General features: G+C 38.6%; 19 protein-coding genes. 13 read left to right on the top strand and 6 right to left on the bottom strand.

What is annotated here, in order from left to right:
* Positions 1 to 101: 101 nt before the first annotated feature.
* The 6 genes from gyrA to dnaA all read right to left on the bottom strand — a co-directional run bounded on the left by gyrA (position 102) and on the right by dnaA (position 8,693).
* Complete coding sequence (gene gyrA, locus N7548_RS01280) at positions 102 to 2,747, bottom strand: DNA gyrase subunit A (protein WP_263607581.1); 2,646 nt, start codon at positions 2,745 to 2,747, stop codon at positions 102 to 104.
* 14 nt (positions 2,748 to 2,761) lie between these two features.
* Positions 2,762 to 4,669, bottom strand: coding sequence for a DNA topoisomerase (ATP-hydrolyzing) subunit B (gene gyrB, locus N7548_RS01275; protein ID WP_373425168.1), 1,908 nt, complete (start codon positions 4,667 to 4,669; stop codon positions 2,762 to 2,764).
* A gap of 10 nt (positions 4,670 to 4,679) precedes the next feature.
* Positions 4,680 to 5,711 carry a DNA replication/repair protein RecF gene (recF, locus tag N7548_RS01270; protein ID WP_263607579.1) on the bottom strand — a complete coding sequence of 344 codons (1,032 nt, stop codon included), beginning with the start codon at positions 5,709 to 5,711 and terminating at the stop codon, positions 4,680 to 4,682.
* Complete coding sequence (locus N7548_RS01265) at positions 5,704 to 5,919, bottom strand: RNA-binding S4 domain-containing protein (protein ID WP_263607578.1); 216 nt, start codon at positions 5,917 to 5,919, stop codon at positions 5,704 to 5,706. The genes recF and N7548_RS01265 overlap by 8 nt, the downstream gene beginning before the upstream one ends.
* Positions 5,920 to 6,068: 149 nt before the next feature.
* A complete protein-coding gene (dnaN, locus tag N7548_RS01260) occupies positions 6,069 to 7,199 on the bottom strand; it encodes a DNA polymerase III subunit beta (RefSeq protein ID WP_263607577.1) in 1,131 nt (376 codons plus the stop codon).
* A gap of 129 nt (positions 7,200 to 7,328) precedes the next feature.
* The gene (dnaA, locus tag N7548_RS01255; RefSeq protein WP_263607576.1) at positions 7,329 to 8,693 is read right to left on the bottom strand and encodes a chromosomal replication initiator protein DnaA; all 1,365 of its coding nucleotides are present in this window, start codon (positions 8,691 to 8,693) and stop codon (positions 7,329 to 7,331) included.
* Between the two features lie 362 nt (positions 8,694 to 9,055).
* Between dnaA and rpmH the strand changes: the two genes are divergently transcribed.
* The 13 genes from rpmH (at position 9,056) to N7548_RS01190 (ending at position 21,506) form a co-directional block, all read left to right on the top strand.
* Complete coding sequence (gene rpmH, locus N7548_RS01250; protein ID WP_262095424.1) at positions 9,056 to 9,190, top strand: 50S ribosomal protein L34; 135 nt, start codon at positions 9,056 to 9,058, stop codon at positions 9,188 to 9,190.
* Between the two features lie 99 nt (positions 9,191 to 9,289).
* The gene (gene rnpA / locus N7548_RS01245; RefSeq protein WP_263607575.1) at positions 9,290 to 9,640 is read left to right on the top strand and encodes a ribonuclease P protein component; all 351 of its coding nucleotides are present in this window, start codon (positions 9,290 to 9,292) and stop codon (positions 9,638 to 9,640) included.
* Entirely contained in the window at positions 9,627 to 10,532 is a 906-nt protein-coding gene (locus tag N7548_RS01240) for a YidC/Oxa1 family membrane protein insertase (protein WP_263607574.1), read from the top strand. Before rnpA ends, N7548_RS01240 begins: the two co-directional genes overlap by 14 nt.
* 4 nt (positions 10,533 to 10,536) lie before the next feature.
* Positions 10,537 to 11,160: an RNA-binding cell elongation regulator Jag/EloR gene (gene jag / locus N7548_RS01235; RefSeq protein WP_263607573.1), complete on the top strand. Its 624-nt coding sequence runs from the start codon at positions 10,537 to 10,539 to the stop codon at positions 11,158 to 11,160.
* 205 nt (positions 11,161 to 11,365) lie between these two features.
* Positions 11,366 to 12,091 (top strand): hypothetical protein, encoded by a 726-nt coding sequence (locus tag N7548_RS01230; RefSeq protein WP_263607572.1) that lies wholly within the window; start codon positions 11,366 to 11,368, stop codon positions 12,089 to 12,091.
* Between the two features lie 10 nt (positions 12,092 to 12,101).
* Positions 12,102 to 12,494 (top strand): magnetosome magnetite crystal formation protein family, encoded by a 393-nt coding sequence (locus N7548_RS01225; RefSeq protein WP_263607571.1) that lies wholly within the window; start codon positions 12,102 to 12,104, stop codon positions 12,492 to 12,494.
* Complete coding sequence (locus N7548_RS01220; protein WP_263607570.1) at positions 12,494 to 13,669, top strand: DNA recombination protein RmuC; 1,176 nt, start codon at positions 12,494 to 12,496, stop codon at positions 13,667 to 13,669. Before N7548_RS01225 ends, N7548_RS01220 begins: the two co-directional genes overlap by 1 nt.
* Before the next feature lie 53 nt (positions 13,670 to 13,722).
* Positions 13,723 to 14,745: a processive diacylglycerol alpha-glucosyltransferase gene (gene dgs / locus N7548_RS01215; RefSeq protein ID WP_263607569.1), complete on the top strand. Its 1,023-nt coding sequence runs from the start codon at positions 13,723 to 13,725 to the stop codon at positions 14,743 to 14,745.
* Positions 14,732 to 16,117, top strand: a complete 1,386-nt coding sequence (gene asnS / locus N7548_RS01210) for an asparagine--tRNA ligase (RefSeq protein WP_303645777.1) — start codon at positions 14,732 to 14,734, stop codon at positions 16,115 to 16,117. Before dgs ends, asnS begins: the two co-directional genes overlap by 14 nt.
* A 13-nt stretch (positions 16,118 to 16,130) precedes the next feature.
* Complete coding sequence (locus N7548_RS01205) at positions 16,131 to 17,525, top strand: MATE family efflux transporter (protein ID WP_263607567.1); 1,395 nt, start codon at positions 16,131 to 16,133, stop codon at positions 17,523 to 17,525.
* Between the two features lie 389 nt (positions 17,526 to 17,914).
* Entirely contained in the window at positions 17,915 to 18,967 is a 1,053-nt protein-coding gene (locus tag N7548_RS01200) for an ABC transporter ATP-binding protein (RefSeq protein WP_263607565.1), read from the top strand.
* Positions 18,964 to 20,013, top strand: coding sequence for a carbohydrate ABC transporter permease (locus N7548_RS01195; protein WP_263607563.1), 1,050 nt, complete (start codon positions 18,964 to 18,966; stop codon positions 20,011 to 20,013). The genes N7548_RS01200 and N7548_RS01195 overlap by 4 nt, the downstream gene beginning before the upstream one ends.
* An 11-nt stretch (positions 20,014 to 20,024) precedes the next feature.
* Positions 20,025 to 21,506, top strand: coding sequence for a carbohydrate ABC transporter permease (locus N7548_RS01190; protein WP_263607562.1), 1,482 nt, complete (start codon positions 20,025 to 20,027; stop codon positions 21,504 to 21,506).
* The last annotated feature ends 62 nt before the right edge of the window (positions 21,507 to 21,568 follow it).

The raw sequence follows: 21,568 nt of genomic DNA, 5'->3' as shown, positions 1-21,568 counted from the left end.
AAATAACATTACAGAAAATTGTCATTTTTCTGTTTTTTATGTCGATTTTTAAAGGATTTTACTCAAAAAGAAAAAGCAACCCCCTAAGGGATTGCTCTTTACTATAGATCAAATAAGTTTTCTTTTGGTTTAGCTGGTTCTTCTTTGACTTCTTCAGCAGACACTTCTACAATGTCTACAACCTTTGTTTTGGTTTCAAGGTCTAAAGCGACTTGTTCAACCACTGGTTGTTCAACTTCAGGGATTTCTTCATGTGGGACAACCGCTAAAGTAACCACGGATTGTTCATCCTTCAAACTCATGATACGTACACCTTGTGTTGCACGTCTGGTTTGTGCGATTTGTGCGATATGGGTTCTAATGACCATACCACGGTCAGTGACGATGATGACATCTTCATCTGGTGTTACACGTCTAAGCGCTCTGAGTGCGCCATTCTTTTCTGTCACGTTTAAGGCTTTAACCCCTTTACCGCCACGGATTTGGAGACGATACTCATCGGCGAGACTGCGCTTACCATAGCCCTTTTCAGTAACTACTAAGATTTCTTCTTCGTCGGATTGAACATAAGTCATACCCACGATTTCTTCGGTGTCTTCTAATTCCATACCTCTAACACCTGTCGCGGTTCTACCCATCGAGCGGACATCATTTTCATCGAATCGAATGGCTTTACCATTAGACGCACCTAAGATGATGTGTGACTTACCATCGGTGAGTTTAACTGCCAATAATTCATCGTCTTCTCTTAAGTTTAACGCGATGATACCATTGGTGCGGATGTTTTGATATTCATTGACAGGGGTACGTTTAACGACACCCTTCTTGGTTGTAAAGAATAAGAATGCATTTTCATCTTCGAAGTTTTGAACTTGTGTGAATGTGACCAAGGTTTCATCTTTTTCAAATTGTAGTAGGTTCACAATTGGTAAGCCTTTAGATTGTCTAGAACCTTCTGGGATACGATAACCTTTAATCTTATAAACTCTACCTTTATTCGTGAAGAATAAGTGGTAGTAGTGGGTGTTGGTCATTTGGATGTGTTCTACAAAGTCATCGTCATGCATCTTGATGGAGTTGATACCTACACCACCACGATTTTGAGCTTTATATTCATCCATCGACATACGTTTGATGTAGCCATTGTGAGTGACAGTGATGATCACATCTTCGACTGGGATTAAATCTTCGTTTTCGATGTTTAAATCATTGTCATGCAAGCTGATGGATGACATTCTAGGGTCATTGAATTTTTCTTTGATTTCAGACAACTCTTGTTTGATGATTTGATGTTTTCTGATATCGCTAGAGATGATGTCTCTATAATCAGCAATCTTAACTGCGAGCTCTAAATCTTCTTCTCTGATCTTTTCGATTTCAAGACCGGTTAAGCGTTGAAGTCTCATATCTAAGATGGCTCTCGCTTGAATCTCATCGAGTGGGTAATTCGCCATCAAGTTGGTTCTCGCTTCATCCCCTGTAGGGCTCTTCTTGATGAGGTCGATGATGTTATCGATATCTTCTAACGCGATGACTAAACCTTCTAAGATGTGTTTACGTTCTTCGGCTTTTCTCAAATCGAAAATCGTTCTTCTTTGGATGACTTCAATTTGGTGTTGAATGTAATAATATAGGGCATCTCTCAATGTGATGGTCTTTGGTTGGTTACCAACTAACGCAATCATATTGATCGAGAAGTTGCTTTGCATTTCAGTGAGTTTAAAGAGGTTGTTGAGCATGACGTGTGGGTTGACATCTTTACGAAGTTCAATCACGATACGCATGCCTTTACGGTTGGATTCATCTCTTAAATCGGTGATTCCTTCAACCATTTTTTCTTTCGCAATCTCAGCGATACGTTCGATGAGTTTGGTCTTGTTGACTTGGTATGGGATTTGTTTAACGATGATGGTGTTCTTACCACCCTTACCTTCGATGATTTCGGTCACCGCACGAATGGTAACTGTACCACGGCCAGTGGTATAAGCTTGTCTTAAACCACCCAATCCTAAGATGTGACCACCGGTAGGAAAGTCCGGTCCTTTGACATAATCCATCAAATCGATGTCGGTTAAGTCAGGGTTATCCATGAGGGCTTGAATGCCATCGATGACTTCACCTAAATTGTGAGGTGGAATGTTGGTTGCCATCCCGACTGCAATCCCGGTAGCACCATTGACTAAAAGGTTAGGATATCGCGCAGGCATGACCAAAGGTTCGTGTTCAGACCCATCGTAGTTATCGCCAAAGTTGACGGTTTCTTTTTCGATGTCTCTGACCAATTCCATCGCGATTTTAGACATTCTTGCTTCGGTGTAACGCATCGCTGCAGCACCGTCACCATCGACGGAACCGAAGTTACCATGTCCATCCACGAGTGGATAACGATAGTTGAAATCTTGAGCCATACGAACCATGGCTTCATAAACGGAAGAGTCACCATGTGGGTGATACTTACCAATAACTTCACCGACGATTCTCGCGGATTTTTTGTGTTGTCTATCGGCATACATGCCTAAGTCGTTCATCGCGTAAAGGATACGTCTTTGAACGGGTTTCAAACCATCTCTGACATCTGGAAGCGCACGGCTAACGATGACGCTCATCGCGTAGTTTAAGAAGGAAGTCTTCATTTCTGTCGCGATGTTGAGTTCTTTGATTTTACCGTGAATATAATCTGATCCGCCGTTGTCTTCTTTCTTTTCGGCTTCAGATTCTAACACTAAGTCTTTTTCTAGATCGTTCATGTTTACCTGCTCTCCTATGCGTCAATATTCGATGCATATACTGCATTTTCTTGAATGAAATTCTTACGTGGTTCGACTTCTTCACCCATCAACATGGTGAATACAGCGTCCGCGTTCATCGCGTCTTTTAAGGACACTTGTAAAAGGGTTCTGGATTTAGGGTCCATGGTGGTTTCCCAAAGTTGTTCTGGGTTCATTTCCCCTAGACCTTTGTAACGTTGAATGGTTGGTCTACCACCCATTTGATCTAATAGCACTTTAAGTCTTTCTTCATCATATACATATTCAATGCGTTTACCGCTTTGAACTTTGTATAGTGGTGGTTGAGCTACGTAGACATATCCAAAGTCAATCAAAGGCTTCATATATCTGAATAAGAATGTGAGCATCAAGGTTCTGATGTGTGCGCCGTCGACGTCAGCATCTGTCATGATGACAATCTTGTGATAGCGTGCTTTGGTGATGTCAAAATCTTCACCAATCCCTGTACCAAATGCTTGAATCATGGATAGGATTTCTTTATTGGATAATGCCTTATCTAGACGTGCTTTTTCGACGTTCAATACTTTTCCGCGAAGTGGTAAAATCGCTTGGAATGCGGAATCCCGGCCTTGTTTTGCCGATCCACCCGCGGAGTCACCTTCGACGATGTAGATTTCAGATTCTTCTGGTTTTCTATTTCTGCAATCCGCTAATTTACTTGCGAAACCGAGCATATCAAGCGGGCTCTTACGACGGGTCGCTTCCTTCGCTTTACGTGCAGCGATACGAGCACGAGACGCCATCAAGACTTTATCCATGATGGATTTAGCCGCTGTCGGGTTTTCAAGTAAGAAACGTTCCAATGCTTCACCAGCGATTTGAGAAACGATTTGACGGACTTCTGGGTTACCTAATTTGGTTTTGGTTTGTCCTTCGAATTGTGGGTTCGGGTGCTTCACAGAAATGATGGCGGTTAAACCTTCACGGGTATCTTCACCAATAAATGATTCGTCTTTTTTCAAGATGTTATTGTCTTTGGCATAATTACCGATGACTCTGGTTAAAGCAAGCTTAAACCCATCTTCATGCATACCCCCTTCATGGGTATGGATGTTATTGGTAAATGAGAAAATGTTGGTAGAATAAGAATCGTTGTATTGAAGTGACATTTCAACGGTGATGTTGTCGACTTCTTTTTGAGCATACACGATTTCAGGGTGGACGATGCCTTTATTTCCATTGAGGAATTTAACGTACTCTTCAATACCCCCTTCATATTGGTAATCGAAGCGAACCGGTGTTTCACCACGTTGATCTTCAATTGAAATCTTGATGTGTCGATTTAAGAATGCTAGTTCTTGAATTCTGTTTCTTAGGGTTTCAAAATCATAGGTAGTGGTTTCGGTAAACACTTCAGGGTCAGCTAAGAATTCAATCTCAGTACCTGTATGGGTAGATGTACCGATGACCTTTAATTCATATTGTGGAATCCCACGTTTGTATTCTTGTTGGTATAAAAGACCATTACGACGAATGGTTACTCTAAACCACGAAGACAAGGCGTTAACGACAGAGGCACCTACCCCGTGTAGACCACCGGAGACTTTATAAGACTTCCCGTCGAACTTACCGCCGGCATGTAATACGGTTAAAATCGTTTCTACAGCGCTTTTTTGTGTTTTAGCGTGAATATCTACAGGGATACCACGGCCGTCGTCTACAACCTTAATAATGTTGCCTTTTTGGATTTCTAGGCTGATTTCACTGGCATACCCAACCATCGATTCGTCAATCGAGTTATCGACGATTTCCCAAACGAGGTGGTGTAAGCCACGTTCGCCGGTTGAACCAATGTACATCCCAGGGCGTTTTCTAACTGCTTCTAGACCTTCGAGGACTTGAATATTCTCGGCATTGTAATTGTTGTTATTGTTGTTCAAGTTGTCCATATTATTGCTCCTTTGTTAGGTGGATTTGTTGTATATCTTTGATCTCAATCGTTTCTACACCAGATATGAAGGTTTGATATTTGCCTGGTAAGTGATTGAGTAGTTTGTGTTGTTTGTCTTGATCGAGTTCACTTAAAACGTCATCAAGTAAAATAATGGTTTCGATTTGGTCACTATCGTAAATGTCTAATAATGCGAGTTTTAACGAGATGACCATCAATCGCTGTTGACCTTGTGATGCGTATGTTTTTGATTCTTGTCCATTGAATTCAAACTTCAGTTCGTCACGGTGTGGACCGAATGAGGTAGTTTGAGTTAGAATGTCCTTTTCTTTTTTATCGTTTAAAACCTGTTTAAGCGATTTTGATGGGACATTCGGCTCATAAGACACCGATACTTCATCCAAATCATTAAACGCCTTAAAACGGATTTTAAACGCTTGATTCAGTTTTTCAATGAAGCTCTTTCTTTTTTCAATCATCTCATCTGCAACAATACATAGCTGGTCAGTGATGATTTTAAAGAAAGTCATGTCGTCATTTAAGGTCAAATTTTTGAGTAATGCATTCCTTTGTTTCAAAATTTGCTTATATTTTGAGAGAACGAGCATGTAGGGTTTATGGATTTGTGACATCTCGATGTCTAAGAATTGGCGACGATCTGAGGGTTGTCCTTTGATCAATTCCAAATCTTCTGGTGAAAACATCACCACGCGATAGCCGTTGATATATTCACTCATCTTAGGGATTTGTACTTTATCGATGGAAGCTTTTGTGCCTGCATCGGATATCACCACTTGATAATGATGTTCATCGGTTATGATATCAACTTTCGCATAAGGCTTGCCTGCCATGATTAACGCCTTATCTTCACTGGTTCGATGTGACTTGGTTAACGAAGCGAAATATATACCTTCTAGGATGCTGGTTTTACCCAAACCATTGTTGCCAAAAATAAAAATCCGTTTGTTTTGGATTTTTAGATGTAAGCTCTCGTGGTTCCTAAATTGTTTTAGCTTAATCTCTTTAATCATGTTCGAAGATGTAGACGTCTTTACCAATTTGAACTTTATCTTTTGGATAGATTTTTTTGCCGCGGCGATTTTCTGGTTCTCCGTTATAAAGAATCTTGGTTTCTTCTAAAAACGGTTTGACCATCCCACCAGTAGATACCAATCCAGCAACCTTCACAAACTGTCCTAAAGTGATGAATTCAACGCCTTCAATCTTAAATGTTTTCAAGTTCGTATACCTCGCTTGATTATATTATATCATAATATAAGGAATTTCGTGCCTTTTATTTTCGATTTTTAGTGTTTTTAATACCTTGAGCGATAGAAAACAAAAAAAGCCTTAAAACGGAAATTTCAAGGCTTCTTGGATGGATTAAATTATTCGATTCGTAGTGGTAAAATCAAGTGTAACATGTCAGGATCTAACTCACCTTTGATGACGAATGGTTTAATTTCGCCAGCAAAATTAATGGTTACTTCATTGGAGTTGAATGCCTTTAATGCGTCGGTTAAATTCTTCGAGTTGAAAGCAATCTTGATGATTGGTCCAACCACGTCGTCTGCTGGCACGATTTCTTCAACCGCGTCACCAACTTCGTTGTTTGTTGAGGAAACTTCAACAATATAATCCGGACGAATATTTAACTTTACAATGTTATAGTTGTTATCTTTTTCACGTGGACTTAAGACGCTGACGCGTTCAACCGCTTTTAGAAGTTCTTCTTTGTTGAATTTCACAATGATTGGGAATTCTTTAGGAATAATTCTAAGTGTGTCTGGATATACACCATCTAATAGTCTGGTTTGGAACAAAATGTTTCTAAACTTGAATAGAACTTTGTTCGGGTTAATGAACATTGAAACTTCTTCATTGATAGAGTCAAGTGTTCTGGATAATTCATCTAGGCTACGGTTAGGTATAACAATATTGAATGATTCATAATCGTGGGATAGTGGTAAGATTTTTTGGGATAGTCTGTAAGAGTCGGTTGCGACACAATACAACTTATCATCTTCGTGTTTAAGGTTGACGCCAGTTAAAATAGGACGCTTCTCATATTGAGAGGTTGCGTAGTTGGTTTCTTTAATGATCGCTTTGAGTGTCTTAGCTTCAAGGACGATAGGTTTACCTAAATCTAAGAAGTCGACATCTGGATAATCTTCAGCTTCCATCACTCTGAGTTTGAATTCGGAACGATCCGCTTTGATTACCATCATCTTATTTTCAATAAGAGAAATTTCAACGCGATTAGATACAATCTTACGCATGATTTCAATAAAGTATCTGCCTGGGATAACCGCTTTACCTGGGGAAGTAATAACCAATGATTCATCGCTAACGATGGTTTGAATAGCGATGTCTGTATTTGAAGCTGTAAATACGAGATGATCTTCAAACACTTCTAGTTTAATGCCATTTAAAACAGGTAGTGGTGTTTTGACTGGTAAGCCTCTTTGGATTACATTCAGTGTATCTAATAAAACATCTTGATTAATACTAAAGACCATAATTTTTCTCCTTTTTATTCTTCTTTTTCAATACATTATTATTGTTAGTCGATGTGGGTTTGTGGAAAACCCCAATAACCGCTTACTTACAATATAATTATAACATATTGCCCACAATTTTACCACACATTAGTTAGTAGGTTTATCGATTTTTTTAAGAATATTGTCAATTGCTAATTTGAGTTGTTCGTTATGTTTCAAATCATTCTCAATCTTTTCACAAGCTGCAAGTACGGTTGAATGATCACGCCCACCAAATAATGCACCGATGGTTTGATAAGCGATATTATATTTGTTTTTAATCAAATACATCGCGATATGACGCGGTAAAGTGAACTTAGCATTACGGCGTTTACCAATCAGATCATGAACACTAATACTGTAATAATCACTCACGACACTTTGAATTCGATCATAATTATTTTCAGTTAAAGCTTCTGTTTTCTTTCTGGTTTTAATCAATGTATCCAACGCTTCAGCAGCAGTATCTACAGTAATATCGATATTATTGGTGACACAATAGAATAATACACGTTTTAGTGCGCCTTCAAGCTCTCTGACGTTCGTTGTGAAGTAGCTCGCAATGAACTCAAGCACTTGTGGATTGATGTCCATAACATCAGGTGCTTCGGTTGAAAGTTTCTTTCTAAGGATTTCGACACGGTGTTCTAAATCCGGGATACCAATATCAACAACTAACCCTTGTTCAAAGCGAGAACTTAAACGAGACATGATGTTTTTAAGCTCTGAAGCGGGTTTATCAGATGTGATCACGATTTGCTTATTTTGTTGTGATAATAAATCAAATAAGCGGAAGAATTCCATTTGGGTTTTTGGAGCCCCTGCAAGCATTTGAATATCATCAATAAGTAAAACATCTAAATCGCGGTACTTTTCATTAAATTGATCCATTTTTTCTTTTTTAATTTGATCTGCAAGCTCTTCGATAAAATCAGATGCTTTGATATATAATACTTTTTGATTGATATCGTTATCTAAAATATAGTTACCAATCGCTTGCATGAGGTGTGTTTTACCTAATCCTACATCACCAAAGATATAGAATGGATTCGCAACAATCCCTGGTTGGTCAGCCACTTTTAAAGCCATTTGAAAGGCAAATCGATTGGATTTACCAACGACAAAGTTATCAAAGCTGAGGGTAGCGATCAAATTACCAGTGCGGTACTTTTTATCTAAGTTTTTTTCTGGGCCAACCAGTGCTTCTTCGCCCACCATCTCAGATGCCAGCACAAATTTAAATTTTATGGTTTCTTTTTTGTACAAAGATTCGGCTAACGAATTGATTCTTGTTAGATACAATCGTTTGATTCGATCTTTGACATATTCAGATGGGGCTAGTACATAAATATAGCCACCTGAGACTTTCTTTACAGATGATAGAGGCTCGAATAGATCCTCATATATTTCATCTGAATAAGATGTTCTTAAGGTGTCTAAGATTTGCCCCCACAGTGCATCGTATTCCTTCATATTTTCACTCCAAACTTCTCGTATACATATATTAGCACATACGCATGAGAGTGTATCAAAATCTTATCCACTGAAATTGTGGGAAACTTTTTGTAAGAGACGACTCGAAAATGACGATTGTGAATTAATTATAGCCTTATAATGGCTTAACCATCTACTTTCATAGACTTTCAAAGATTTCCACAATTGGGGATAACGTGGGGGAAAGTTTCCCACAAAAAAGTGTTAATAACTTTATTGCACTAGAGAGCCATAGACAGCGATAAATGATTGATAAAAATTATTGACGATTTGGGTTGACTTTTGATTTCTATATTTATATAATAATACACGCATGGTTTCGTGAGAAAGGTGGTTTATTTATGAAAAGAACATATCAACCAAGTAAACTTAAACGCGTAAAGACTCACGGTTTTAGAGCACGTATGGCTACAGTCGGTGGCAGACTCGTTCTATCACGTCGTAGAGCTAAAGGACGCGCTTCGTTAACTGTATAATTTAATACAACATTTTAAAACAACCTGGACTACTCGATTAAAATATGCGATCTCGCACTTTTTGGGTAGTCCTTTTATTTTAAAAAACAAAACCTTATTATGAAAAAGGTATATCGAATCAAGAAAAATAACGAAATCGATGCGATCATACAGAACAAAAAAAGCATAGGAGATAAAAGCTTTGTAGTATACTACAAAGAAAATACCTTAGCGCATTTCAGATTCGCCATATCTATCGGAAGAAAATATGGTGGTGCTGTACAAAGAAACAAAATCAAACGACAAATCCGAATGATCCTGCATAACCAGGCTAAAGGGCTAGCACCTTTTGATTATGTGATTGTTGTTAAAAAAGATGCAAGCAACCTTTCCTTTCAAGAAATTGAAGCGAACATCTTAAAGCATTTATCAAAATTTAAGAAAGCGGAGCACATGAATGAGAAATTATAAAAAAATCTTAGCTGTTTTTGTTGTAATGACCTTGTTGGTGGTTCTATCTGGATGTAGCGGAGACCCAACTCAACCCATCGTGGTGAGTGAAGGTGGATGGTTCGATTGGTTACTTGTTATTCCAATCGCATGGATCATGCAATTCTTCGGAGCACTATTCAATAATAGTTTCGCTATGGGTATCATTATCACTACAATCATTGTTCGTACCATCGCATGGCCAATTTATGCTAAGAGTAACGACTTAAGTATTAAAATGGCTGTAGCACAACCAGAAATGCAACGTGTTCAAGCGAAATACGCAACTCGTAAAGATCCAGAATCACAACAAAAGATGCAAATGGAAATGATGGCTGTATACAAAAAATATGGTATCAATTTCATGGGATGCTTAATGCCATTCCTACAAATGCCAATCTTCTTGGCTATGTATCAAGTAGTACAACGTGTTTGGATTGTTGAAAAAGACGGTGTGTTTGGATCGTTTGCTGAAAGTGTCAGCAATCGTATGTTCTTAGGTATCGACTTATCTAAAGCAGGGAATTTCGGTGCAATCTACGGTCAATCCGGAGACTTAGCTGGTTGGATTCTAGCGATCATCGTTGGTTTAACCATGTTTGCATTAAACTACTTAGCTATGAAGAAACCTGCGTATTCTAAGAATACATCAGCACACAACCCACAAACATCTCAAGCAGAACAAACTCAAAAGATGATGAAGTATATGCAATATTTTATGGTCTTTATGATGTTCTCAATCTCACTACAAAGTAATTCACTTGCCCTATATTGGGTAGTCGGTAATATTTATTCAATCGGTCAAAATCTCATCAATCGTTATCTCAATGAGAAAAAGTACGAAGCAATGAAAAATAAGGACTTGGTAGGTTAAACTTATGACAAAGAAAGTTGAATTTGAAGCAAAAAACCTTAAAGAAGCAGAATTAAAAGCAGTTGAATTGCTTAAGATGCCGCTTCAATACATCAAGATCAATACGATTAAAGAAAACAAAGGTTTCCTTGGAATTGGGGCTTCCACCCTTTATGAAGCAATACTTGAAATCAACCTGGCTTTAGAAGGTAAGAAATACCTCGATAACATATTCCAAACCCTAGAAATCGATGTTAAGACAGAGTTTAGATCCCTCAATGAAGGCACTGAAATCTATTACCAAATTCAAAGTAAAGAAAATGCACTTTTAATTGGTAGAGATGGTAAAACATTAGACGCGATTCAAACACTACTCAAGACATATTTACACAACTATACGGACGAAAAGTTAACCGTGTCATTAGATATTGGTCAATACAAGCAAAACCGTAAGAAACAACTTGAAATTCTCGCAACCAAACTTGCAAAAGAAGTTGCGTTCACGAGAGTTGAAGTGCGCTTAGACCCAATGAATTCGTATGAAAGACGCATCATTCACACCAAATTGGCTGAATGGAGAGACGTTTATACGGAATCTGAAGGTGAAGGCGAAAACAGACAAATCGTCATCAAACCTAGAAAGAAGTAAGGCTGCGGCCTTATTTTTTTTATTTGAATTAAAGGAAAAATTAAGCTTGATTTGGTAGTATTATGCTATAATAAGAAATATGAAGAGAATGATGAAAATTATATTGGTTTCCGTAGCAGGATTCTTTATCTTTCTATTTGGTCAAACCATCGGAGAACATATAGCAATACAACGTGAAATACATCAATTTGTACAACGAGGAGTGTTGGATGAAGTCAACAGTACAGATACGATTAAGTACTACAAGGTTTCACGTGAAACATATTATCCGAACGAATTAATACGCAGCCCGTTTTATAATAATGATTTTACAAAACCAGGTGCTGTAGGCGATATATTCGTAACCCAACAGTCCCCATTAGTTGGGTACCCAGGCATTCATGAGTTTGTGACGTTCTTTTTTGGAGGTCACGCCGCTGTTATCGATTCAAATAATAAAATTTATGAAACCATTGGTATTCCTGACTCAGATGAAAAACTGCTGGATGTCATGATTAATGGCGGTAGAAATACACATGTCGTTGGTGATGTGTTCAATTACTGGTTAGATGCTGATTATCGTGATACAAATGAAACAGATCCTTCGTATCTCGCTTTTGGAAATTGGTATCGCAATGAATGGATTGGACTAAGGGTAAAAGGTGTCACGCAAGATGATATCGATCAAGCAATGGCTTTTTTAGAGGATAAAGCAGAGAGAGAGTCTCAATATAACTTCTTATTTGTTTTATTCACACGTAATAAATACTATTGTACCGATATGGTTTCAAGAGCCTATGAATCCATTCAAGTCAACGGAAAACAAAAGTATAATTTGAATAGAGATTTGATTGCTGTTACCGTAAATGATTTAATATTGTCAAAAAATACATATATTAGTTACTATGTAACTACTAAGAATAACGTTAAACACGTTTACTATATAGGATAGGAGATATAAAATGGAAAACAAAAAGATTTGGGGTATGGATTTTAAAACTTTACTCATGTTAGGTTGGCTTGGACAAATATTTATTCCAGTCACAGCGATGGTCATCGCCATCATCTTCACTTACTACTTTAGAGAAGACAACAAAAAAGAACCATGGTTATCAGAAGGATTTAGACAAATGGCCAACTTCTCACTTTCAATGTACATTTTAAGTGCGATTGTTTCCGTCCCAGCTGCGATTCTTATGGTTATTCCAGTGGTAGGTATGTTATTTGGTATCGCATTGTTTGTATTGGTTCTTGTAATTGCGATTTATAGTTTATATGTCTATGTCAAAGGCACACTTGCGGCTGGCGATGGACAAATCTATCAACCGAAGTACACTTACGAGTTCTTTAAATAATGACTGTTGAACAACTCATTTGGATTTTGATAATCATAAGCGGACTAACCTTAATGATGTTAGCCGCTTTTATCATCATTCAGCTTTCACAACCCAAAACCACTGCAGTCATACCGAAACTCGACCAAATCAGTCAAGATAACCGATTGTTATTAGAAAGGTTCATCGAAAAGAATGGCGATCTCAAATTATATGTATCCAACACGTTTGCAGATCAACAAAGAAAATCCAGCGAGGATTTGACCCTATTTTCAGATAAGTTATCTAAAACCCTCGACGAACAATTGGATAGAATGAATCGTCGGGTTGATGAGAAACTAGGGGCTGGATTTGAACAAACCAATAAGACTTTCAATGATGTCGTCGAAAGATTGTCAAAAATTGACGCAGCTCAAAAACAAATTGAAAAGCTATCTACCGATGTCGTTTCGTTAAATGATGTCTTAAATGACAAGAAAACACGTGGGACATTTGGTGAAGTACAGCTCAAACAGCTCTTTGTTGCGGTCTTTGGTGAAAATAAACCAAGCATTTATGAGCTTCAAAAAAAGCTAGACAATAATACACTAGTAGATGCGATATTACATGCACCTGATCCAATGGGTGATCTATGTATTGATTCAAAGTTCCCACTAGAAAATTATCGGAAAATGATGGATAAAAATTTATCTGAGCTAGAGCGCAGTGAAGCCGATAAACTATTTGTAGGCGATGTCAAAAAACACATTGATTCTATCGCCTTAAAATACATAATTCCCAACGTAACAGCGACTCAAGCAGTTATGTTCATTCCTGCAGAAGCGATATTTGCTGAAATCACCTCAAGACAAGATGATTTATGGTTATACGGCCAACAAAAAAATGTGTGGATGGCATCTCCAACCACTCTCATGTCTATCCTAACCATTGTTCAAGTGGTTTTGAGAGACATCGAAAGAAACAAGTATGCAAAAGAAATTCAAGAACACCTCATCAAGTTATCCAGCGATTTTGATCGCTATAAAGAACGTTGGGATCGACTGCTTAAAAACTTAGATACGGTTTCAAAAACCGCTAAAGAAGTGAACATCAGTTCTGACAAAATCACCAAACAATTCAAAAAAATCTCCAACGGTGAATCCATAAACAGTACAGATGACATAGAATTGATAGAAACACACGAAGAAAACGAGTAGTCTCTCGTTTTTTTCTACCGCCTTTGATATAATCTAATTTAGGATGTGAACACATGAGAGTATTACTATACAAAGAAATGCAAAATATGCTGAAAGTCTCTGGCATTGGTCGTGCATTTCGTCAACAATTTAGAGCTTTAGAAATGAACGGTGTAGATGTTACCTCAGACAAGGCACATCCATTTGATATCGTCCATTTTAATACGGTATTTGAAGAATCTTTTAGTTTCTTAAAACATGCGAAAAGAAAAGGTATTCCCGTGGTTGTCCACGCACATTCCACCAAAGAAGATTTCTTGAATTCGTTTAACTTCTCGAAATACATTAAACATTGGTTCTATGCGAAACTTAAAAACATGTATTCGAATGCGGATGTCATTATTACGCCATCCAATTACTCGAAAGCATTGTTAGAAAGCTATGGATATATCAAATGTCCAATCAAAGTCTTAAGCAATGGTATTGATTTGAAAGAGTACGAAAGAGATCCTAAAAAGATTGACGCATTCAGAAAACATTTAAATTTGTCAGATAAAGACAAAGTGGTCATCGGTGTAGGGCTATTATTTGAACGAAAAGGCCTTCACGACTTCATTGAAGTGGCGAGAATGATGCCTGACATCAAATTCATATGGTTTGGTACTTTAAATAAAGCGATGCAGACCAAAGTGATTAAGAACGCAATCGAAGATAAACCAGATAATATGATTATGCCAGGGTATATTGCTGGTGATATCATCAAAGGCGCATTTTCCAGTGCCAACTGCTTGTTGTTCCCTAGTTATGAAGAAACCGAAGGTATTGTGGTGTTAGAAGCGATGGCTTCAAGACTGCCAATCATCGTTAGAGATATTCCAGTTTATGCAGATTTTACCCATGGTAAAGAGCTTTTAAAGGGTTCAAGCAACCTTGAGTTCGCAACCAAAATCCAACAAATATTGAAAAAAGATATGTCAGCCATGACCGAAGCTGCGTATCAAAATGTATCACAAAAAGACTTAAAACTCATCGGTCAGAAGCTTAAAGCGATTTATGAGGAAACCATAGAAAGAGTGAAGAATCATGAGAACAATTAAATCTCTCTATTTAGAACAAACACAACTACAAAACCAAACCGTCCAACTATCTGCTTGGGTTAGAACCAATCGAGCCCAAAAGGAATTTGGATTTTTATCCATCAATGATGGCACCACTTTAGCAACCCTTCAAGTGGTTTATGAGGCGTCATTAAGCAATTTCGAAGACATTCAAAAAATCAGAGTAGGTAGTTCAGTAGAAATTGAAGGGATCTTCGTTTTAACCCCTGAAATGAAACAACCGTTTGAAATCAAAGCGACCAAAGTGGTGCTTTTAGGGGATTCACCTGAAAACTACCCAATTCAACCAAAGAGACACACCAGAGAATTCTTAAGAGAAGTGGCTCATTTAAGACCGAGAACCAATTTGTTCAATGCGGTATTTAGATTGAGAAGTGTCGCAGCGTTTTCAATCCACAAATTCTTCCAAGAAAGAGGCTTTGTGTATTTCCACGCCCCACTCATCACCGGAAATGATGGTGAAGGCGCAGGGGAAATGTTCGCAGTTACCACATTACCACTAGAAAACATCCCTAAAGATGAATTTGGTAAAGTCGATTACAAAAAAGATTTCTTCGCGAAAAAGACCAATTTAACCGTCACAGGACAATTAGAAGCGGAAGCGTATGCTTTAGCGTTCAGAAATGTATATACCTTTGGTCCTACCTTTAGAGCGGAAAACTCCAATACTCAAAAACACGCATCCGAATTCTGGATGATTGAACCAGAAATGGCATTTACTGACCTTGAAGGCGACATGCAAATTGCTGAAGATATGGTTAAATACATCGTTTCTGATGTGTTAAAACAATTACCAGATGAAATTGACTTCTTTGATCAATTCGTTGAAAAAGGATTGAGAAACAAGCTTGAAACATTGGTAAATTCTCGATTCCATCGTGTCACACACCATGACGCGATTCAAATCTTAAAGGATTCCAAGCGCAAATTCGAAAATAAACCAGAATTTGGTAAGGATTTAGCAACCGAACACGAAAAATTCCTAACTGAAGAACACTTTAAAGCCCCTGTGTTTGTTACCAACTGGCCAAAAGAAATCAAAGCCTTTTATATGAGACTTAATGACGATCAAAAGACTGTTGCAGCTGTAGACCTATTGGTTCCAGGCAGTGGTGAATTGATTGGCGGTTCTCAAAGAGAAGAACGCTTGGATTATCTTGAAAGACGTATGGAAGAATTACATATCCCTAAAGCAGACTTAGAATGGTATTTAGACTTAAGACGCTTTGGTGGCTGTGTCCATGCTGGCTTTGGTATGGGCTTTGAACGCTTATTGATGTATCTATCCGGTGTTGAAAACATCCGCGATGTCATTCCTTTTCCAAGAACCCCTAGAAACGCAGAATTTTAATCGGTAGTTTACAGTGAATAAAAACCCTTCAAGAGAACTTGAAATTAGAAAATTTATATTAGAAGAAAAACTGTGGAAGGTAATTTTATATATAACTGCCCCACTCGCTATTTATAGTCTATTCAATCATCTATACGGATTCATCGATATGATCATTGTCGCCTACATTGGGAATACCCAAATTGCCTCAGTGGCCATCTTATCTGAAATCCAAACCATGATTACGGCATTCGGTGCTGGTATCGCCTCAGGTGGTGCTGTCATCGTTGCCAGACATATCGGCGCTAATCGTCTAGAAGAAGCCAAAAAGAATGCCTCTACGGTGTTCTTTTTAGCCGTTTATGTCAGCTTAATGATTATATTGATTTTGGTTCCTACAGCTAAGCCCTTCTTAGAGTTATTACAAACCCCAAAGGACATCATTGATAATGGATTGGGCTATTTTATTGTCCAAATCATCACGACAGGGTTTATCACCATCAACAGTGTTTTTATCGGTTTAGAAAAGGCCAAAGGTAATACCCAAAAGATACTTAGACTCAACATCATCATCATGACGATTAAATTGATTTTATCGGTCATTTTCGTCTATGGCCTGGGCTTGGGTATCGTTTGGATCAGTATCGCAACCATGATCGCCCAAGCATTCTTAACCTTGTTCGCTTTCATGATTTTATTCAACAAAAATAACATCTTTAGAATCACTTTTAGTGAGACCAAATTACAGTGGCAAAACGTGAAACCCATTTTGATGTTGTCGCTACCGATATTTCTCGGTAGATTCATTTTCTCTACAGGTAGAGTCATCATCAATGCCATGGCAGCGGTCTATGGTACGGTTGTTTTATCCGCTTTCTCAATCGCTCAAAAGATTGGTGGCGGTGGCGCAACTCTCGCTTCTGTATGGGAAGAAGCTGTCCCAACCGTGGTTTCACAAAACATGGGTAATAACCAATCAGAACGTGCGAAAAAGGTATATCCAATCGCCTTGTTTTATGGTGTAACCGTAGGTGTTTTAACTGTATCTTACGCTTTCTTATTGTTCAATCAAATTGTCCCACTCATCGTTAATAAAGATACCACCCCTGAATTCATCCACATGGTATTTCGATTATTTAGATGGGAGGTCTTTTCTAAGCTTACTGGCGCGATCATCGCCATCACGTTATCGATGTTTTATGGGTTCCGCCATACCCGTATTTCAATGGCGATGAACATCATTCGATTGTTCGTGTTTAGAATACCTGTTTTATGGGCATTTCAGACCTTTACCACCATCGGTTTTGAGTCGATTGGGATGACCATGTTCATCTCCAACACAACGACAGCCGTTGTCGCGTTAATCCTCGCGTTGGTGTTTTATACAAAAATGCGAAATAACCCATCTCAAGTTACAACCCACATCTAATACACCCCCTTGTGGGGTGTTTTTGTTTTTCTAGACAGTTTTCTACGAAATCCCTTAGTAATTTCATAATATCGTTGACAATCCAATATTCTTATATTAAAATATAAACACGCTAGAAAGCGCTTTCGATTCCGATGTGCAAAATCTTTGTAAATAAAATGAATGTTTTTTGACGACGGATTGAAAAGAGTGTATTATTATAATATAATACATAGTGGCGAGGTGAGTAGAGATGCAAGTATTGACAACGACGACTAATACAACCAATAACATCACTACGCTATTTTTTTATCATATTTTAAATTGAGTACTTTTTGGGTAAACCATGGAGTGCTTTTATTTTTGAACAAGACGACCATAACAATCGATATAAGGAGTTAGGAAAAAATATGGAGATTAGATTAGAAGGTTTAACGAAGGTATTTACCGACAAAACCGGTAAAGAAACCAGAGCAGTAGACGAATTAACCATCACAGTCCCATCAGGTAAACTGGTAGGATTGTTAGGCCCATCTGGTTGTGGTAAGTCCACAACGCTATTTATGATTGCAGGACTTCACAAACCATCCGGTGGTAAGATTTTCTTTGGTGAAGATGACGTCACTAAATTAGCACCAGAAAAAAGAGGTATCGGTTTGGTTTTCCAAAACTATGCACTATACCCACACATGACGGTTAGACAAAACATCATGTTCCCATTAGAAAACCTCAATGTGAGCCACAAACAAGCGCTCGTATTGGTGGAAGAAATGGCTGATTTGGTTGGTATTAAAGACCAATTAGACAAAAAACCATCTCAACTATCTGGTGGTCAACAACAACGTGTCGCGATTGCGAGAGCCTTGGTTAAGAAGCCAAGAGTCTTGTTGCTAGACGAACCACTATCGAACTTAGATGCGAGATTACGTCTACAAACCAGAGAAGAAATCAAACGTATTCAAAGAGAAACCGGCATCACCACTGTCTTCGTCACCCATGACCAAGAAGAAGCGATGTCCATCTCTGACCAAATGGTTGTCTTGAACTACGGTGTGATGCAACAAATGGCTGCACCACAAGACATGTATAACCATCCAGACAACTTGTTTGTTGCAAAATTCTTAGGAAACCCACCAATCAACACTTTTGAAGGTCGTGTTGAAAAGGGCAATATCATCATTGGAGAAGACATCGTCGTTGGTCAAACCCAAGCTAAAGATGGCATTTATGCGGTCGGTATTCGTCCTGAAGACTTTAAAGTTGACCCACGTGGCTTTGAAGTTTCCACAGATACCATCGAACGTATTGGTAGAGATACCATGATTCGTTTCAATCTTGGTGGTGTGGCTATGAGAGCATTGTTAGAATCCGATACAGTGACCACCACTGAAACCATCAATTTAATGGTTAAGCCAGGCAAGATTCACTTATTCGATTTAGAAAGTGGTAGTGTGGTTCTATGAACAAGCAAGACTCAAGATTAAAAGAAATGATCTGGGTCTTCAGAAGTAAATTGCACCATATGGCAGTGATTATAGACAATTTCCTATCGAAATTTGGTCTAGAATTCATTGTGAGATGGCCAGCTTGGTTAAAAGCGATTTTCTACTTGATCCCAGCACTAACATTATTAATGATTTTCACCTTTTACCCAATTTTTAACTCATTCTTGATTTCCTTCTATACCGGATATAACATCCAAAGAGGGGATTTTGAAGGGTATATCTTATTTGGCAATTACTTAACGGTCCTTAGACATGCAAACTTCGGTAGAGCCATTTTCAATACCAGTATGATTGTATTGATTTCTGTCCCAGTCACGATTTTTGTCGGATTGATGATTGCGGTTGCGCTCAATGCGATTAAACCATTGAAAGGCTTCTATCAATCGATTTTCTTCTTACCGTATGTTACCAACTCCATCGCGATTGGGTTAGTATTCGCCTTTATGTTTAAAGGGAACTCTAACGACTTAACCAACCTCGGGTTAGCCAACCAAGTATTGACTTGGGTAGGTTTACAACCGATTGTTTGGATTGGGGTCGGTGCGACCTATTGGTCTGCGATGAGCGTTATCTTGATCTACTCTGTATGGAACGGACTAGCATTTAAGATCATCGTCTTCTTAGCAGGTATCCAAGGCATCGATAAACAATACTATCAAGCCGCACAAATCGATGGTGCTTCTAGAAGTAAATCCTTCTACCGAATTACCGTTCCAATGATATCGCCGATGATATTCTACATCTTGATTACTTCCGTTATTGGGGCATTCAAGACCTATTCAAGTGTCGTTGCGATTATTGACCGTACTGGGTTAATCACCACCGGTGCGAATGGGACCATCAACTTAAAGACCATCGTATTCTACATTTACGATTACATCGGATTGGCATCACAAGACGGACTCATGTCCTACGCGTCTGCCGCTGCGATCATCTTATTTGGCATCATCTTGGTATTCACGCTACTCCAACTTGAAGTTGGTAAACGTAGAGTCCATTACTAGGAGGCTTAATCATGAAAAGAATTACGAAAGAAATTAAGCGTCTAGACCTGATCGCTACGTTAATCGATATTGCATATGCAATTATCTACTTATCATTATTAGGGTATTTCTTCTGGGTTTTAGTTGAACCTGAAGTCATTACCGACGTGGTCAATACCACTTACAATTTCATTGGTATTGAAGTAACATCTGCACAACTCAACGTCATGATTTCGTTATTGGTTGGATACTTATTGGTATTCGTTCCAACCGCTGTGAAACACGTTAAACGTGTGGTTGACAAAGAAACCATTGAAATGGACCCATGGGATTATCGCTCACAAATCTTGTATGCATTTATGGCGTTTTTCACAGGGAACATCGCGTCCGCAGTGATTCGTTTTATCACAGCGAACAAGATGATGTTAATCATTCAAGATTACAATTTAGGCAAAGGCTTTATCGAAGGCTTTAAAGCGATTGGTAAGTTCTTTGTGAGTTTAGTGGATAGCACCAAAGCGTATTTTGAACGCCGTACCCAATATAAGAGCAACATCAGTAAGTTTGGTAAAGAAAAAGCCAAAGCAATGAAGATTGAAGCAGAAGTTGCGAGAAAAGGTTCATTGTCTCAACAAGACCTTGAACGTGTAGGCCGCAACGATCTCATCGTGAAAACCTTAGGGTTGGTAGCGATGTACACCTTCTTAACCTTCATCGCCATCTTCATCTTTATCCCATTCTACTGGATGATCTTAACCGCATTGAAGACCAACGTGGAATTAACCACCCGTCTCAACCCAAGATTCTTCATTGGCTTGGATGAAATGCAATGGGTCAACTTCAAAGTAGCTTTCACCAGATTTAGTTTCTGGCGTTACCTTGGTAATACCGTGACCGTTGGTTTAATCTCAATGGTCGGTACAGTCACCACCACCATCTTGGCAGCCTTCGCGTTCTCACGCTTAGACTTTAAAGGTAGAGAATTCATCTTCTCCATCTTGTTAATGACCATGATGATTCCAGGTGAACTTTACACCATTACCAACTACATCACTGTTAGAAACCTTGGATGGTATGACTCCTTCTTGGCGCTCATTTTCCCATTCATGACATCTGTATTCTATATTTTCTTCTTGAGACAATCGTTCAAGCAAATCCCTGATTCGCTTTACCGTGCCGCTCAAGTCGATGGTTGTGGCGACTTCAAGTACTTAACCAGAGTCATGATTCCAATCGCAAGACCAACCATCACCACCATTACCATTCTTTCTGCCATCGGTGCTTGGGATGCCTATATCTGGCCTCAACTCGTCGCACCAAGTGAAAAGAACTGGCTGATTTCCGTCGCACTTCGTAGCACCAGCTTCGTCGTCGGTTCGGGTTCAGATGCTAGACCGGTTTACAACGTCCAATTGGCTGCAACAGCCCTCGTTACCGTACCACTATTGATTATTTTCTTCTCGCTTAAGAAATACATCATCCGCGGTGTGGGTAGAAGTGGAACCAAAGGATAGGATTTACACGTTTTGGGATTTACAACCGAGCGGTTGCTAATCATAAAATTCATTAGGAGGAC

Source organism: Paracholeplasma manati (assembly GCF_025742995.1).
Lineage (GTDB): Bacteria > Bacillota_I > Bacilli_A > Acholeplasmatales > UBA5453 > Paracholeplasma > Paracholeplasma manati.
This window is presented reverse-complemented; position numbering and strand designations above follow the sequence as displayed.

What these genes read in the sequence shown, in the direction of transcription:
- gyrA (WP_263607581.1), bottom strand. Translation starts at nt 2,747, where the DNA reads ATGAACGATCTAGAAAAAGACTTAGTGTTAGAATCTGAAGCCGAAAAG.
- recF (WP_263607579.1), bottom strand. Translation starts at nt 5,711, where the DNA reads ATGATTAAAGAGATTAAGCTAAAACAATTTAGGAACCACGAGAGCTTA.
- dnaN (WP_263607577.1), bottom strand. Translation starts at nt 7,199, where the DNA reads ATGGTCTTTAGTATTAATCAAGATGTTTTATTAGATACACTGAATGTA.
- dnaA (WP_263607576.1), bottom strand. Translation starts at nt 8,693, where the DNA reads ATGAAGGAATACGATGCACTGTGGGGGCAAATCTTAGACACCTTAAGA.
- rpmH (WP_262095424.1), top strand. Translation starts at nt 9,056, where the DNA reads ATGAAAAGAACATATCAACCAAGTAAACTTAAACGCGTAAAGACTCAC.
- rnpA (WP_263607575.1), top strand. Translation starts at nt 9,290, where the DNA reads ATGAAAAAGGTATATCGAATCAAGAAAAATAACGAAATCGATGCGATC.
- N7548_RS01240 (WP_263607574.1), top strand. Translation starts at nt 9,627, where the DNA reads ATGAGAAATTATAAAAAAATCTTAGCTGTTTTTGTTGTAATGACCTTG.
- jag (WP_263607573.1), top strand. Translation starts at nt 10,537, where the DNA reads ATGACAAAGAAAGTTGAATTTGAAGCAAAAAACCTTAAAGAAGCAGAA.
- N7548_RS01225 (WP_263607571.1), top strand. Translation starts at nt 12,102, where the DNA reads ATGGAAAACAAAAAGATTTGGGGTATGGATTTTAAAACTTTACTCATG.
- N7548_RS01220 (WP_263607570.1), top strand. Translation starts at nt 12,494, where the DNA reads ATGACTGTTGAACAACTCATTTGGATTTTGATAATCATAAGCGGACTA.
- dgs (WP_263607569.1), top strand. Translation starts at nt 13,723, where the DNA reads ATGAGAGTATTACTATACAAAGAAATGCAAAATATGCTGAAAGTCTCT.
- asnS (WP_303645777.1), top strand. Translation starts at nt 14,732, where the DNA reads ATGAGAACAATTAAATCTCTCTATTTAGAACAAACACAACTACAAAAC.
- N7548_RS01200 (WP_263607565.1), top strand. Translation starts at nt 17,915, where the DNA reads ATGGAGATTAGATTAGAAGGTTTAACGAAGGTATTTACCGACAAAACC.
- N7548_RS01195 (WP_263607563.1), top strand. Translation starts at nt 18,964, where the DNA reads ATGAACAAGCAAGACTCAAGATTAAAAGAAATGATCTGGGTCTTCAGA.
- N7548_RS01190 (WP_263607562.1), top strand. Translation starts at nt 20,025, where the DNA reads ATGAAAAGAATTACGAAAGAAATTAAGCGTCTAGACCTGATCGCTACG.